This window comes from Oceanobacillus neutriphilus, from assembly GCF_014645515.1.
In the GTDB taxonomy this organism is placed as follows: Bacteria; Bacillota; Bacilli; order Bacillales; family Amphibacillaceae; genus Oceanobacillus; species Oceanobacillus neutriphilus.
Genome location: NZ_BMLW01000003.1, coordinates 1 through 14,155, shown reverse-complemented (window position 1 = coordinate 14,155; position 14,155 = coordinate 1). Strand labels below are relative to the sequence as shown.

At 35.7% G+C, this 14,155-nt stretch carries 15 protein-coding genes and 2 pseudogenes; 6 read left to right on the top strand and 11 right to left on the bottom strand.

Annotated elements, in window-relative coordinates; all coding sequences use genetic code 11:
• Positions 1-203 precede the first annotated feature (203 nt).
• The 6 genes from IEX29_RS05595 to IEX29_RS05570 form a co-directional block, all read right to left on the bottom strand.
• Positions 204-782, bottom strand: a complete 579-nt coding sequence (locus IEX29_RS05595; RefSeq protein ID WP_188733485.1) for a type 1 glutamine amidotransferase family protein — start codon at positions 780-782, stop codon at positions 204-206.
• A 309-nt stretch (positions 783-1,091) separates the two neighbouring features.
• Positions 1,092-1,544 (bottom strand): NUDIX hydrolase, encoded by a 453-nt coding sequence (locus IEX29_RS05590; protein WP_188733484.1) that lies wholly within the window; start codon positions 1,542-1,544, stop codon positions 1,092-1,094.
• A gap of 65 nt (positions 1,545-1,609) precedes the next feature.
• The gene (locus IEX29_RS05585) at positions 1,610-2,146 is read right to left on the bottom strand and encodes a GNAT family N-acetyltransferase (protein WP_188733483.1); all 537 of its coding nucleotides are present in this window, start codon (positions 2,144-2,146) and stop codon (positions 1,610-1,612) included.
• Between the two features lie 73 nt (positions 2,147-2,219).
• Positions 2,220-2,741: a ClbS/DfsB family four-helix bundle protein gene (locus IEX29_RS05580; protein WP_188733807.1), complete on the bottom strand. Its 522-nt coding sequence runs from the start codon at positions 2,739-2,741 to the stop codon at positions 2,220-2,222.
• A 96-nt stretch (positions 2,742-2,837) separates the two neighbouring features.
• Entirely contained in the window at positions 2,838-3,671 is an 834-nt protein-coding gene (locus IEX29_RS05575; protein WP_188733482.1) for a GNAT family N-acetyltransferase, read from the bottom strand.
• Between the two features lie 113 nt (positions 3,672-3,784).
• A complete protein-coding gene (locus IEX29_RS05570; RefSeq protein WP_188733481.1) occupies positions 3,785-4,261 on the bottom strand; it encodes a DinB family protein in 477 nt (158 codons plus the stop codon).
• An 89-nt stretch (positions 4,262-4,350) separates the two neighbouring features.
• On the opposite strand from IEX29_RS05570, the gene IEX29_RS05565 reads away from it, so the two are divergent.
• Positions 4,351-5,046, top strand: a complete 696-nt coding sequence (locus IEX29_RS05565; protein ID WP_188733480.1) for an ArsR/SmtB family transcription factor — start codon at positions 4,351-4,353, stop codon at positions 5,044-5,046.
• A gap of 820 nt (positions 5,047-5,866) precedes the next feature.
• On the opposite strand, the gene IEX29_RS05560 is transcribed toward IEX29_RS05565, so the two are convergent.
• On the bottom strand, positions 5,867-6,721 hold the full coding sequence (locus IEX29_RS05560) for a helix-turn-helix transcriptional regulator (protein ID WP_188733479.1): 855 nt from the start codon (positions 6,719-6,721) through the stop codon (positions 5,867-5,869).
• Between the two features lie 111 nt (positions 6,722-6,832).
• Between IEX29_RS05560 and fabF the strand changes: the two genes are divergently transcribed.
• Positions 6,833-8,059 (top strand): beta-ketoacyl-ACP synthase II, encoded by a 1,227-nt coding sequence (gene fabF, locus IEX29_RS05555; protein WP_188733478.1) that lies wholly within the window; start codon positions 6,833-6,835, stop codon positions 8,057-8,059.
• A 103-nt stretch (positions 8,060-8,162) separates the two neighbouring features.
• On the opposite strand, the gene IEX29_RS05550 is transcribed toward fabF, so the two are convergent.
• Positions 8,163-9,038 (bottom strand): phosphotransferase family protein, encoded by an 876-nt coding sequence (locus IEX29_RS05550; RefSeq protein ID WP_188733477.1) that lies wholly within the window; start codon positions 9,036-9,038, stop codon positions 8,163-8,165.
• An 806-nt stretch (positions 9,039-9,844) separates the two neighbouring features.
• Here IEX29_RS05550 and IEX29_RS05545 point away from each other — a divergent pair.
• Positions 9,845-11,062 (top strand): quaternary amine ABC transporter ATP-binding protein, encoded by a 1,218-nt coding sequence (locus IEX29_RS05545; protein ID WP_188733476.1) that lies wholly within the window; start codon positions 9,845-9,847, stop codon positions 11,060-11,062.
• A complete protein-coding gene (locus IEX29_RS05540) occupies positions 11,055-11,762 on the top strand; it encodes an ABC transporter permease (protein WP_188733475.1) in 708 nt (235 codons plus the stop codon). The genes IEX29_RS05545 and IEX29_RS05540 overlap by 8 nt, the downstream gene beginning before the upstream one ends.
• On the opposite strand, the pseudogene IEX29_RS26600 reads toward IEX29_RS05540, so the two are convergent.
• Together IEX29_RS26600 and IEX29_RS05535 are read right to left on the bottom strand one after the other, a co-directional pair.
• Positions 11,758-11,802 (bottom strand): annotated as a pseudogene (locus tag IEX29_RS26600) (hypothetical protein); the annotation flags it as partial. The gene IEX29_RS05540 and the pseudogene IEX29_RS26600 overlap by 5 nt on opposite strands.
• A gap of 111 nt (positions 11,803-11,913) precedes the next feature.
• Positions 11,914-12,510, bottom strand: coding sequence for a TetR/AcrR family transcriptional regulator (locus IEX29_RS05535; RefSeq protein WP_188733474.1), 597 nt, complete (start codon positions 12,508-12,510; stop codon positions 11,914-11,916).
• A gap of 95 nt (positions 12,511-12,605) precedes the next feature.
• Between IEX29_RS05535 and IEX29_RS05530 the strand changes: the two genes are divergently transcribed.
• Together IEX29_RS05530 and IEX29_RS05525 are read left to right on the top strand one after the other, a co-directional pair.
• Positions 12,606-13,139 carry a 2TM domain-containing protein gene (locus IEX29_RS05530; protein WP_188733473.1) on the top strand — a complete coding sequence of 178 codons (534 nt, stop codon included), beginning with the start codon at positions 12,606-12,608 and terminating at the stop codon, positions 13,137-13,139.
• A 106-nt stretch (positions 13,140-13,245) separates the two neighbouring features.
• On the top strand, positions 13,246-13,767 hold the full coding sequence (locus tag IEX29_RS05525; protein WP_188733472.1) for an HXXEE domain-containing protein: 522 nt from the start codon (positions 13,246-13,248) through the stop codon (positions 13,765-13,767).
• 138 nt (positions 13,768-13,905) lie between these two features.
• On the opposite strand, the pseudogene IEX29_RS05520 reads toward IEX29_RS05525, so the two are convergent.
• A pseudogene (locus tag IEX29_RS05520) lies at positions 13,906-14,155 on the bottom strand (hypothetical protein); the annotation flags it as partial.

Here is a 14,155-nt window from a genome sequence, read left to right as displayed (position 1 = left end):
ACCGCATAAATACGATATGTTTATTATACAATATACACTTTTCTTTTTCATCTCCTCCCCCGAAAATTTTATAGTTAAAAGCCTTCTATCATAGAGGGAAAGAAGACTCTTAATATATAATTTAAAATGAACATACTTGCTCTGTTGAGACCAAAACCAGATTCTGAAAATTTGAAGCTGAAAATACAATTTTCAGGTCAAACTCAACTTGTATAAAACCCTCTTTTAAACATTTGATACCATTCTTCCAATTGATTTTGCTCCATAATCTCAAAGTATTTTAGAATTTCTCTCGCAAACTCAACTGCAGCTGTTCCGTTAGCGGTAATAAAACCTGTTGTTGAAACAGCTTGTTTTTCGATGAAATGTTCTTTGCCTTTGTAACCCGGAGCACCTTTTATTAAATGAGCAGCTGAATTGCCGGTATGTTTTATATGATCTAAATATCCTTTGTCTGCCAGGAATGTACAAGCATCACATATGGCTGCAACCGGGATTTTCTTTTCTACGCACATATCTACCACTGATTTAATAGCTTCATTTTGCGGCTTCGCCCAGGTTGTACCTCCAACCATAATAAGCATATGAAAATCTGCGGGTATTTCATTGATTGTGTAGTCTGGAATAACAGTAAATCCGCCCATTGATTTGACCGGATCCTTGCTAAGGGATAATGTTTTCACAATATATCCAGTTTCCGGGTTATTCAGTTCAGAGCAAATATAAGATCCTTCCCAATCTGCATAATTTTCTGGAAGAAAAATCAAAATTTCTTTTTTCATAGGTTTACACTCCTCGTAGGGTATATTTAGGTTTTAGCTTTTAATTGTTACTGACTCACCTGACATACATTATTCGCCTATCCCAATACAATCCTATTATTGCAAATATTCCATCAATAAAGATGATAAAATCTTTCATTTAGCGAATATAAATTAAAACTTTTAATCTTACATTAAGAGTACCAAACAAGCGTTCCTGATACAAGTTATTTTCAGAAAGTTTATTCTGTATATTTTTTCATATCAATAATGTCACAACAGTGGGCGATGTAAATGAGATTTACTGATAAGCATTTGGAAATGAAGTTATTATTTTAAAGTCCCACTAAGGTATGGCCCCAAATAATTCTTTGCCTCCAACGTTAAAGTATCCGGAAAATCATCTGTATGGAAATATTTCAAATCGATAGATTCATCTTTATCTATCTTCATTTCCCCTTGTATTTCGTTGGTCAAATAAACAGCAGTCACAGAATACAGTTCGTCACCGTTGGAAACTTTAAAGTAATAGTCCGGTCCGGAAAATACATTAAGCAGCTTCAGAGTCCCTACCGTAAGATCCGTTTCCTCTTTCACTTCTCTTCTTGCTGCGTCCTCCAGACTTTCTCCCAGCTCCATTAACCCTCCCGGCAATCCCCAACCTCCATCATGTCTATGCTGCAGCAGAATTTGGTTATCATTATTAAGCATAATTACAACAGAGCCAGGTAAAATTAATGGTCTGGTACCGACTAATTTTCTTAATTCTTTTACATAATCCATTAAATCCCCTTCTTTTATCAGATTTAAAAATACTATAATCCCCTGTCTTAGCCCCATCCACTACTCTAGAATGGAAATTCATCCAGTTTAATTGGTGTTGAAGATTTAGTCTTCCAATCTTTTCTAATCATTGCATAGCAAACGGAATCTGAAATACTGCCATCATCATTTTCCCATGCATGACGCAAGTAGCCTTCTTTCACAAATCCGCATTTGTTCAACGTTTTTCTCATAGCCAGATTATCACTGCGGGTATATGCTTCCAATCTAATTTTCTTTTCTGATAATCCAAAAATGTAATCTATTACCCAATTTACTGCTTTTATTCCATACCCTTTTCCTCTTGCTTCTGAATCCAATCGAATATCAAATGATGGAATAGTGTCACTTATATCATGAATAATAATAAGACCAATTTTTTCATCGGCTTCCTCTATCCAAAAAGTTTCTCTACCCTCATGATACCAGCCAGCATGATACCCTTTAATAATTTGTTCACTAGTGGGGGACGGGTTAGAATGAAACTCCCAATCATTGCTTGTCATCAAAGCCAGCAATTCATCCTTCTCTTTAAAAAACTTCGTAAAACTTAAATCTCCCATACTGTTTCTCCTAATTAACAATAAATTTTCTTCAATCCTTGCTTCTTTATATTACTTCACCATATAATGACGATTACTTCACGGTTTCTTCTTTAATAGATTCGGCAATAACCTCACACTTTTTTATCGCCCATATGTAATGCTTATAAGCGTTCGCAGCAAAATAACCATATAAATTACTTGTTTTTGTCCACTTATAATATTTCTTCGTCATGATTTCTTCATTCGAATGTGATTGAACAAGATTCATTACTCTTTCATGACTCAGCTTTAATTTTTTCATGGCTTGATTTATCGTTACATCCTGGTAATTCTCCCATATCTGCATATTAAGGAGTTTGATAGTTCTCCACATATAACCCGGCGCCGGCATAAAAGGCATATCTCCATTCATCCCTTCTCTGTACCACCTCTCAAGCATTGCGTGCCACTCATAAAGATGCATTAATACATCACGAAAATTTTTATCCCTCTCTCCAGTTTCAACGGTAATCGTTCTTTTTCTGGCAGGGATGGATTCAATCAACTCAAATAATGCATTAAAATTCTTTTCGCTTTCTGTTAATAAAACCTCTTTCCCGCTTTTCTCAGCTATGATAATTACCCCCTTTTTTACTATATTTTAACATAGGTATATCTGTGACTGTACTAATTTTCAGAAAAAACAACTTGCCAATTACTGAATTGAGCATTACCCGATCTTAAATTCGTAGCCTGTATAATTAAACGCATTTCTAAATCCGATATTCTCAGCAACTGCAATTGAGGGCTTGTTAGAATCCATACAATCCCAATATAGAATAAGATTATTTTTCAAGCACTCCTTCACATAAGCTAGAGCTGCTTTTTGCGCTAACTTTTTACCCTGGTGTTCTTCTACGGTTTCGATTGCAATAGCGTGCATACTATCAACTGCAAAATTTGAAAAGCAGATGCTTACAATTTTATTTTTATATATCACACAATAACTAATACCCTTATTTAAAAAGCTGTTGATTGAAGACCAGGATTCTACTATTCTGGAATGTAAAAAATCAATATTTTCAACTTCCTTATTACTATTTTCAAAAAGCCTCTCTGAGATTTTGGCTATATGGTATCCCTTTTCCATAGCAGGCTCGAAGCTGCTGTCTTTATAATCGTCTTTTTGCAAAGTATAAACTCTTTGCTTCCAGCTTCCTAAATGACGATTTTCTAACACCCTTTTTATTGTCTCATCCCATTTATTATGATCACCAATCCCTTCAAACCAAGTCATTCCAATCTTTCTCGCTTCCGGTACGATTACAGTATCAATAAAATGATTTAATTCACTATTAAATGCTTTGTTATTCTCGTTACCAATAAAGAAAAAACCATCGTTATTACCTAACCAGATAAGCCCCGAAGCAGGAGTATCGACATTATCAACAAAAATACGGCCGGGATTTACTCCCTTAACAACTGCCTTCGCTTCTAATTGACCTTGCTCATGTAATAACGCTTTATATTTGTATAATTCTGAACTTTTTAATTCTGTTATCATTATTAAGCCCCCTGTTTCTTCAATAAATAATTTAGTATATTAATAATCATTAATATACTAAATTATTTGATATAGCTTCTATCCAAGCCTGTATTCACAGCTAAGAAACAAATCTAATCCCATATCTTAGGGCGTTCAACCCCCATTGTTCTCATATAATTTAATAATTGTCCTGTATGCACAGATTCATGATATGCAATCCGTAACAGCATATCACCTAATTTTCTTACATACCCGACATCCGAACGGTCAATCTCAATTTTCTCTAAATCAATTGCTCGAATTGTCTTTATGTACTTCATAAATTCATCCCGATAAAGCTGTACAAATGCCAATTCATCATCTACTGTTGTAAACGGTCTTGTCTCAAATGGGTTAGATATATTGTTTAATGCTTTACTGCCCCTGCCCACTAGGATTTGATGATACAGAAACTCTCCTTCTACAACATGCCTAATCATTTCAGCACAGCTAAACGCATTTTCATCAGGTCTCCATTGCAGCTTTTCTTCCGGTATTGCTCTCCAAACCTTTTCACTTCTGCGTCTAACTTCCTCAAAATTAATGATGATTAAATCGTTTGTATTCATTTCTAAACCCCTCCTGTCGTATTGTAATTTATTGTAGCACGTAGAAACTTCGGTTATAATCGAACTATGAATGTTTTAGGGGGGAGATAATGGGAAGCAGACCTGATTTTTCATATGTTGCAAAACTAATGGCTGATTCATCAAGAGCTGCTATGTTAGAAGCACTGCTTGATCTAGACGGTCTTCCAGCAAGTGAACTAGCAAAAAGAGCAAATATCTCGTTGCAAACAGCGAGTGGTCATCTGACAAAACTTGTAGAAGGAAACTTACTTAACGTGGAAAAGCATGGACGTCATCGTTATTATCGTATTGCTCATGTTGATGTGGCACAGGCAATAGAAATGCTGACCGTTATTGCCCCTCCGCCGAAAATTAATTCTTTGAAAGATTCTTCGCGTGCCAAAAACATTCAAATTGCCAGAACCTGTTATGATCATTTAGCCGGAAAACTAGGTGTTTTATTAACGAAGGCTTTGATTGAAAAAGGATATTTATATGAAGATGAAAATAATTTTCTAGTAACCGCAGAGGGCGAACAATTCTTTTATGATTTTAACATTGATCTGGATGCTTTACGGCAAAAACGGAGGCATCTTACCCGAAAATGTCTGGATTGGAGCGAAAGACACTATCATCTGGCAGGTGCTTTAGGAAATGGTATTTTAATTCGATTATTTGATTTAGGCTGGATTGAAAGATTGCCTGGACGGGCAGTGAAAGTTACCGATACAGGAGAAAAAGGATTGTATGAAACACTTGGTATTACAACCAAAGAATTGATCTAGTTTACTATTCAAAGCAATTCGGCGTTGTGGTTACACTAGTTATGAACACTTATATTCCTTATTGAGGAGCATTATCATCCAGGCAAGACAGATTCAATCCTGCAGTGAAATATATACTCCCCTATTTCAGTATTAAAGGATAATTCTCTCATTTGGGTCTATTCCAGCCTATAACTGATATGAAGTTAATATTTTTCTCTGTGTCTTTTAAAAGTATAAAATTATAACTTTTTGCCAAATTGTTACCTGGATAAACCTTCCTGTTTTCAATGTATTTTAGTAATTCTGGGGAATCATAATTACTACCATCTATTTGTATAAACTCTTTTTAAAATAAAAAGTATCACCATTCTCTTTTAACCCTCTTCCACTTACTTCATACACCAGGAAAAGGCTTTTTTATAATCGTTTCAAATCTTTTGATTTATCACTATCCCTAATGCAATAAAGCAAAAAACTTGATCATCTAAATTTTCAACTCCTAAAATATATCCGCATTTAAAAAATAAGATAATATATGGTTGTAACCACAAAATAAGTAAGAAAACCTGCCAGACCAACTAATATAGCTTTCTTTTTTGTCATAATTATAAACCTCCTTCCTTCTAAAAAAACTTCTGAAAAATAGTATAATAATCTACATCTATTGTCTGCTTTGACTAATTCTCTACCTTTAACACACCTGTATTTGACCAGGCAGCTGAAAATCTATAAAACTAAATTCAAAACAGAGGAGTTGTTATATTAACCTTTCATAAATCCGAAAAGCTCTGACGCATTTTATTTGTACATTTCCCCATACAAAAAACAGATAAATTATCTATTCATCAGATTTACTCAATAAACTCCTTAACTTTAATTCCGTATCTGTATCCATTACCGGAGTATATACACTGCACCGTAAATCCGAAGTACCCTGAACTTGCAGAGAGGTCAAATTAAACAACATTTTCCCAGCCTTCGCATGACGGAATTCAATCAAAACATCCGGTGCTGAACTGACCTCCTCTTCATCCCATAACTTTTTAAATTCGGGAAATTGCTGTTCCATTTTCTCGATAAATTGTTTATACCATTCATCAGCAACATATTGACCATAATAGGATCTAAAAATTGACAGGTATCCTTTTACAAAATGTTCCCAGTTTACTGCCAGACTTTTAAATTCTTTTCTGGAAAATAACAAAAAGATAATATTCCGATCCTCTTCAGGTATCCTCTCAAAATCGATAAAAACCATTGCTGCTGCTTTATTCCAGCCGACAATCCGGCAGTATTTATCTGAAATAATGGTAGGACAATGCCGCAGCTCCTGCAAAATTCTATTTAAAGAAGGGGTCATTAAAGATTCCTCTGCTTCATTCATATTGGATGAACTTTCCACTGCTCTTTCACCGGATGCAAGAGCATACAAATATTGCTTTTCATCTTTATTTAACCTTAGGGCGCCCGCGACAGCATCCAATACAGAACCAGATACTTTTATATCTCTTCCCTGCTCAAGCCACGTATACCATGTAGTACTTACTCCCGCTATTTGAGCTACCTCCTCCCGCCTTAGTCCCGGAGTTCTTCTCCGGGCTCCTTCCGGCAGACCAACCATCTGCGGGTGAAGCTTTGCTCTTTTACTCTTTAGAAAATTGGAAAGCTCTAAAAGCCTTGTTTCTTTTTCCATTAGCACTTCCTCCTCTTACATAGTATTCATTATACTATGATAAATGCCAACTTGTAATGGGATAAAGTTGCAGTAAAATAAGATTTAGATTATAGCAGGGAGGAATTTCTTATGAACAGAGTAGTCATTACCGGATCCGGTATTATTTCACCTCTGGGTAATAACGTTCATTCATTTTGGAATAATTTAAAGCAAGGAAAATCAGGTATTTCTTTATTAGATGTCGATGAGGATTATGGAAAAACCGTTGCAGGTGTTGTACATGATTTTGACCCAGTTGAGATATTTGGTAAAAAACAGGCCAGAAAAATGGACCGCTTCACCCAATTTGCTTTGGCGGCGGCAGAACAGGCGTTAGAAAGCTCAGAGCTGAATTTGGATAAAATAAATAAAGAACGGCTGGGCGTTTTTGTAGGATCTGGCATTGGCGGTATAAATACGCTGATTGAAAATGTGAACATACTGAATAAAAAAGGATCAAGCAGAGTCAGTCCAAGCTTAGTTCCGACTATGATACCTAATGCCGCTGCCGCACAAATCAGTATCAGGCTGGGCGCCTTAGGCCCATCGATTGCACCAGTTACAGCATGCTCGATTGGAAACACTTCCATCGGAGAAGCTTTTAACACGATAAAACACGGAGATGCAGATATCATCTTCGCCGGCGGAACAGAAGCAGCCATTAATAGTTTATCTTTATCAAGCTTTAGAAATGCCCAGGCCTTAACTAAAAATCTGGATCCAGCTTCTGCAAGCAGGCCATTTGATGTGGAAAGAGATGGTTTTGTTATCAGTGAAGGTGCAGGTATATTAGTTCTTGAATCATTAGAGAGTGCTATAGATAGATCGGCGCCCATTCTTTGTGAGGTTATTGGGTATAGCTCCAGTTCAGACGCATACGACAGGGTAGCTACAGACCCTGAAGGAAAAGGAGCTTATCTATCCATGAAAAAAGCTTTAGAAAATGGAAATGTGACACCAGATGATATAAATATGATTAGTGCCCATGCAACCAGTACAAAAATTGGAGATATTTCCGAAACGATTGCTATCAAAAAAGCAATTGGTGAGAAAGCTTACAACATACCAATTACTGCTAATAAATCAATGCTTGGTCATATGCTAGGCGCTTCCGGAAGTGTAGAGGCAATCGCTCTAATCGAAAGTATAAAGCATGGTATCATACCACCGACAATTAACTTAAATAATCTTGATCCAGATTGTGATCTGGATTATGTTTCCGAGGGAATGAGAAAACAGCAAATAAATATCGGTCTGTCTAATTCATTTGGTTTTGGCGGACATAATGCTACGATCATTTTGAAGAAGTATTCGTAATTTATAAATGGATAATGGAGAGGGTTTTCGCATCAGTTTTATAATGCGGCAGTCCTCTCCTTTCTTTAAATAGTTCTATTGAATGGTGCCTATACCTTTTATTTTATCTGTAAGCTTTTATGCCATTTTCAAATGCCTGCTGGTCATTATTTTCAAGTCCGTGCAAGGCTTCCTGTAATGCGAATGTACTTTGATAAAATTTCACCCGTTCCGAAATTTCATTTCCATTTGGATACAATTCGATACACATATTAAAAAACGCACCCCCATAGCTGGAAAGTATTCCGGCAAAATCATACGCGGGATCTCCTAGACCTGAACCGCCAAAATCTATTATCCCCGAGATGCTTTCTGGCTTTGGATTCCATAAGATATTAGAAGCACCGAAATCTCCATGTATCAGTGTTGTTTTTGAATTTAAAGCTGCCTCTCCATTCAAGAAGGTTTTAAAAGATTGGATTACTTCCTTCTGTGCTTCTTTTCTCATAAGAGGAAACAGCTTATTTTGTATTCTATTAAATAGATTGGACATTTCCCCAATAGGATGATTATCGTTCAGGTTTAGATCATTCTTTGCTTTTTCTTTAGGAATAGAGTGAAGCTCCACCAGAAAAGTTACCAACTGCAACGCCAGTCCTTTCAATAATTCATTGCTCTTTATATTTTGCAAGCTATCTTTCCATAATGGAACGCCTGTAATTAATTTATACCCTGTAAATACTTCTCCCGGTATTACGCTTTCAAAGGACCGGTATGCTGGATTTGGAATTGAAATCGTAATTATATTTTTTATGTATTCTAGCAGTTCAGTTTCTTTTTTTAATTGGCTGATTCCTTGTTTATATTTTGGAAATCGGAATACCAGAGAGTTATTGATAATCAAGACATCATTATTTTGGCCAATTTCATTTGGGTAGTAATTTTGTATAGTAAGATCAGGGTATTTTAGTTTAATAGTTTCTATATATTGATGAACCATTTGCAGCACCTCTTTTTCAGTATTTTATGTAATTGTTAGTTGGATTACATTAATTATTGTTGGATTAATACCATGCTTTCTCGTTTTTGCTATATTTGTATAAATAGTGTCTTTGGATTATCAATATGATCTTTAGTATAGCAGTTTTAACAGTGTATATTGGTTTTATTGTTTTGTTTTACTCCTCTATCTCCTTTACTCTCAAAACTATTATTTATGCTTATGACGCAAAATGATATTCATCACAATCTGCTTGTTCCAGCAGACCAGATTACAAATTTAAAAATTTATCATTCATCAAAAGAATGTAATCGTAATAATGCCATGCTATTTACAGATTGATTTGAAGTGAGTGATTATATGAGTATTTTCATTTTGGAGGATGACGTGATTCAAGCACAGTATCTAAAGGAATTGGTCGAAGAAATTTGTGAGAAGTAAAAATCCATTCTTTTTAGAGCTCGTTATGTATTTCCTGGTTGTCGTATTCGGTTTTATTTTCGTAACGAGTATTTCTAGCATAATAGGGTATAGTAAAAATATAGCATTTGCAAAATTATAATCCCGATACAGAAATCTATCAATATAAACTGCCAGCTATATATTATTGGAAACATTTTTGTATGATGTTGATGGTAATAGCAGTGCTCCGTATTAGTTTTCTGCTCCATAAAATTTTAAATAAAAACAACGTTAAATTTTATTTTTTAGGTTCCTGGAGTTTGTTGGCGGGGTTGTTTTTTATATTTGTTATGCTACAGTGTTTAACGTAAAACTTATAAAAAATGAAATGGAGTGACTTTATTTTGAGCAGAGTTCGAGTGCGAAATTTGACCAAAGTGTTTGGTAAAAGAACGCAACAAGCACTTGAAATGGTCAAAGAAGGAAAATCAAAACAGGAAATTCTAGAACAGACTGGTGCTACTGTCGGTGTTCATAATGTGAGTTTTGACGTAGAAGATGGAGAAATATTTGTCATTATGGGTCTATCTGGCAGTGGAAAATCTACTTTGGTACGTTTAATCAATCGATTAATTGAACCCACTTCAGGAAGTGTTTACATTAATGAGGATGATGTATCTAAGATGTCTAAAGATGAATTACGTCAAGTACGTCGTACGAAAGTTAATATGGTTTTTCAAAACTTTGGACTTTTCCCGAAACGCACCGTTTTGGAAAACGCGGAATATGGTTTAGAAATTCGTGGTGTCGGAAAAAAAGAGCGTCAACAAAAAGCGGAACAAGCTTTAGATAATTCCGGCTTACTTTCCTATAAGGATCAATATCCCGAACAGCTTTCCGGTGGAATGCAGCAGCGTGTCGGTTTAGCCCGGGCTTTGGCTAATGATTCAGAAATTCTATTGATGGACGAGGCATTTTCTGCATTGGATCCTTTAATACGTCGTGATATGCAAGATGACTTATTAGAATTACAAGAAAAAGTACAAAAAATCATTATTTTTATTACTCATGATTTAAATGAAGCTTTGCGTATTGGTAACCGGATTGCGTTAATGCGTGATGGAAAGATTATGCAAATCGGTACCGGTGAAGAAATCTTAACAAATCCAGCCAATGACTTTGTACGCGAATTTACTGAAGATGTTGATCGTTCCAAAGTTTTAACAGCGGAAAATATTATGGAGCCTGCTTTAACGATTAATGTAGAAACGGAGGGGCCGAATGTTGCCTTACAACGTATGCGAAAAGAAGAAGTAAGTATGTTGTTAGCTGTCGACCGCAAACGTGATTTAAAGGGGAGCTTAACTGCAGAAAGCGCCTTAGATGCTCGAAAAAATGAAAAAAAGATTACAGAAGTATTAGACAAAAATGTACAAAAAATCAGCAAGGATGCCTTAGTAACTGATATCTTTGATTTGATTTATAATTCCCCTACTCCACTGGCTGTAATGAATGAAAATGATCGGCTCATTGGTGTTGTGGTCCGTGGCAGTGTGATTGGTGCGATGACAGATAAAACTGAAGGGACCGCGGAAAAAGAGGGAGTGAACATAGATGCTTGACTTTCTACAACAAGAGATACCACTTCCTAATTGGATTGATAGCGGGGTCAATTGGCTGACTGAGCACTGGTCAGGGTTATTTTCGATCCTGCAGACAGTTGGCGAAGCTGTTATGAACTTCACAACAAACACCTTATCAGCTGTTCCTCCATTATTAATGATGGTACTATTGACCGTTGCTGCTTTTTTCGTTTTTAACCGAAAATTGGGCTTCGCGTTTTTTACTTTGATAGGTTTACTATTTATCTATAATCAAGGTATGTGGGCAGATTTGATGAACACAGTAACGTTGGTAATTATTTCAAGTTTGGTCGCCATCGTTATCGGTGTGCCACTAGGAATATTAATGTCAAAAAGTGAAACGATCCAAAATATTGTTAAACCAATTTTAGATTTCATGCAAACGATGCCTGGTTTTGTTTATTTAATTCCAGCAGTTGCTTTCTTCGGTATTGGGATGGTGCCAGGAGTATTTGCTTCTGTGATTTTCTCTTTACCCCCTACTGTCCGGATGACGAATCTAGGAATCCGTTCCATTTCTACTGAATTAGTAGAAACCTCAGATTCTTTTGGGGATACTGCTTGGCAAAGATTATTCAAGCTTGATTTACCTATGGCCAAAGAAAATATTTTTCTTCGTATTGTGCCTGATGGGTTATTGGTAACCAGGCACTTGTCATCGCATCAGCCTGCCCATTAGCAACTGCCTCCCAAACAACAGGGATATCTAATGAGCTCATAGTAACATTATACCCTTGCTCTTCTAAATCACTCTGCTAAGTCTGTAGATACTAAATTAAACTTCACTCAAAAAATGTAATCTCCTTCTCAAGAAATTTAGCAGCTCCACATTACTGTAAAAGAGACTTAAGATGATAATTTAAAGTTGCAATCATTTCTTCATGTGTAAGATGATCCGGATTTAATAAGTGATGCATCGCCATCCCGTCGACAATTGCATGAAGCCGGTTAACCTCCAATTCCAGGTCAAGCCCCTCCTTGGCAATTTCTAGTAATTGTAATGCCTGAACAACATTTTTCAATCCTTGGTGCATGTCTTGATATACTTTATTGCTCAGTTTCTGAAGCGTTTTATCAACCAGAACCTTTGCGGAGAAAGCCAGCCATACCTCCATTTCTATTTTTCGCTCTTCATCGATAGGCAGTACTTCACATATCCCCTCTGTCACAAATTCCAACGGATCCTGTTCTTTTGAATACTTCCTTTCTTTAGCTCTTTGAATTACTCGTTCTGATACAAGCTCCATGGAAAAATGCAGCAACTCCGACTGTGATGCAAAATAATGTCTTACAGCACCAACCGAGAGATCGGAAGCCTGCGCAATTTTTCTCACTGTTGCTTGCTCAAGCCCTTCTTCCACAATGACTTTCCATGTTGTTTCTGCAATTTGAATTTTACGTTTTTGATGATCTACTTTTTTTGGCATATTTTTATTTTAGCACACTTGTATTAAATAAACAATTATGCTACCATTTAATTTAATACATTTGTACTAAATTAAATGACGAGGATGTGTTTTATATGATCGGTTGGCTGATTATAGCTTGTGAGATTGGGTTTTGGGTCTTTGTTTTAGCAGGATTAGGGTCCAGATATATATTGAAAAAGAAGAAATTGGGAACTTTTTTGCTAATCTGTACACCCTTTGTGGACCTTATATTGCTTATTGTAACTATATTTGACTTAAAAAATGGAGCTGTTGCTACTGCGATGCACGGAATAGCTGCAGTTTACATTGGGGTAAGTATAGCCTTTGGCCATGGGATGATTCAATGGGCAGACGGCCATTTTAATTATCGGTTTGGAGGTGGCAATAAACCTGTGAAAATTAAATATGGAAAAGAGCGCGCTATAAAAGAACGTAAAGCATGGTACCGTCATTTGCTCTCCCTGATAATTGGTGGAGGAATCTTAATAAGTATTATTTTCTATATTAACAATTCTCATCAAACGGAGGCATTAATGCAGATAATGCTGCTCTGGTCTCTGATTATGGTCATCGATTTTTTCATAAGCTTCAGTTATACGCTTTTTCCAAAAAGGCAAAAGACATGATAATACATTTACTGGTGAAGGAAAACAGGACATTATATGTATGAAGTTAAGATGAAAACAGTAGATAATATACACTAAAAAGCGGATTCATTACGGGGGAATTTAAATGGATATAAATATATTGATTTGGTCTTTTTTAATTATTTTCATGCTTCATAACTTTGAAGAAATCATTATGATAGAAAGCTGGTTTAATAAAAAGTATCCAGAAATACGCGAACATATTCCGTCTTTTGCCGTTAAAGAATTAGAGAAAACAAAAAACACGACAGCCGTTCAATTTTCTATTGTGGTGTGTCTTCTTTCTATAGTGGCAGCGGCCATCGTATTAGTTACCGTTATTACAGACCAATATTTTTTATTTATTGGTTTAAACATTGTTTTTGCTTTAAATATCTTTACTCATCCACTTCAATCCATATTGCTGAAATGTTATGTCCCGGGCTTATGGACAACATTATTACTCATTATTCCCTATAATATTATTGTTTATATGCAGTTTTATCCTCAAGGAGTCTTGAATTTAACTACAGGTGTTTACTCATTGTTCGTGATTATACCATTTATTCCGGTGTTTCTTCTAAGCCATTGGGTTGCGAAAAAGCTGGCATTCTACTTAGAAAGATAGGTTTTTTGAAAAATAATTTTATAATCAATTATTTTCACAACAAATAACAAACGAATCCAAATACAAAAAGCTAACGGGACTGTTGCACGATCAATACCTGATTGTACAACAGCTCCGTTTTCATTCCATTATTTTTCGTTATTCGGAAGCAAGTTTTTCAATATCTTCTATTTTTAATTTTGTGATTTCTGCTATTTGGTCGATTGGCATTCCTCTTGCTATCAATTCTAAAGCTATTTCTTGTTTTCCTTCTTGTTTTCCTTTTTTTACCCCTTCCTCTTTTCCTCTCTCAAAATAAGAATTCGGCAGCTGCATCACCATGTCTTTTTCCTCCTCCGGCAGATTTTCCATTTGCTCCATCATTTGTGCCTCCTCTTCTTTGTTTAAT

What these genes read in the sequence shown, in the direction of transcription:
- IEX29_RS05595 (WP_188733485.1), bottom strand. Translation starts at nt 782, where the DNA reads ATGAAAAAAGAAATTTTGATTTTTCTTCCAGAAAATTATGCAGATTGG.
- IEX29_RS05560 (WP_188733479.1), bottom strand. Translation starts at nt 6,721, where the DNA reads ATGGAAAAAGAAACAAGGCTTTTAGAGCTTTCCAATTTTCTAAAGAGT.
- IEX29_RS05550 (WP_188733477.1), bottom strand. Translation starts at nt 9,038, where the DNA reads ATGGTTCATCAATATATAGAAACTATTAAACTAAAATACCCTGATCTT.
- IEX29_RS05530 (WP_188733473.1), top strand. Translation starts at nt 12,606, where the DNA reads ATGATCGGTTGGCTGATTATAGCTTGTGAGATTGGGTTTTGGGTCTTT.
- IEX29_RS05590 (WP_188733484.1), bottom strand. Translation starts at nt 1,544, where the DNA reads ATGGATTATGTAAAAGAATTAAGAAAATTAGTCGGTACCAGACCATTA.
- IEX29_RS05570 (WP_188733481.1), bottom strand. Translation starts at nt 4,261, where the DNA reads ATGAATACAAACGATTTAATCATCATTAATTTTGAGGAAGTTAGACGC.
- IEX29_RS05535 (WP_188733474.1), bottom strand. Translation starts at nt 12,510, where the DNA reads ATGCCAAAAAAAGTAGATCATCAAAAACGTAAAATTCAAATTGCAGAA.
- IEX29_RS05540 (WP_188733475.1), top strand. Translation starts at nt 11,055, where the DNA reads ATGCTTGACTTTCTACAACAAGAGATACCACTTCCTAATTGGATTGAT.
- IEX29_RS05525 (WP_188733472.1), top strand. Translation starts at nt 13,246, where the DNA reads ATGGATATAAATATATTGATTTGGTCTTTTTTAATTATTTTCATGCTT.
- fabF (WP_188733478.1), top strand. Translation starts at nt 6,833, where the DNA reads ATGAACAGAGTAGTCATTACCGGATCCGGTATTATTTCACCTCTGGGT.
- IEX29_RS05585 (WP_188733483.1), bottom strand. Translation starts at nt 2,146, where the DNA reads ATGGGAGATTTAAGTTTTACGAAGTTTTTTAAAGAGAAGGATGAATTG.
- IEX29_RS05575 (WP_188733482.1), bottom strand. Translation starts at nt 3,671, where the DNA reads ATGATAACAGAATTAAAAAGTTCAGAATTATACAAATATAAAGCGTTA.
- IEX29_RS05565 (WP_188733480.1), top strand. Translation starts at nt 4,351, where the DNA reads ATGGGAAGCAGACCTGATTTTTCATATGTTGCAAAACTAATGGCTGAT.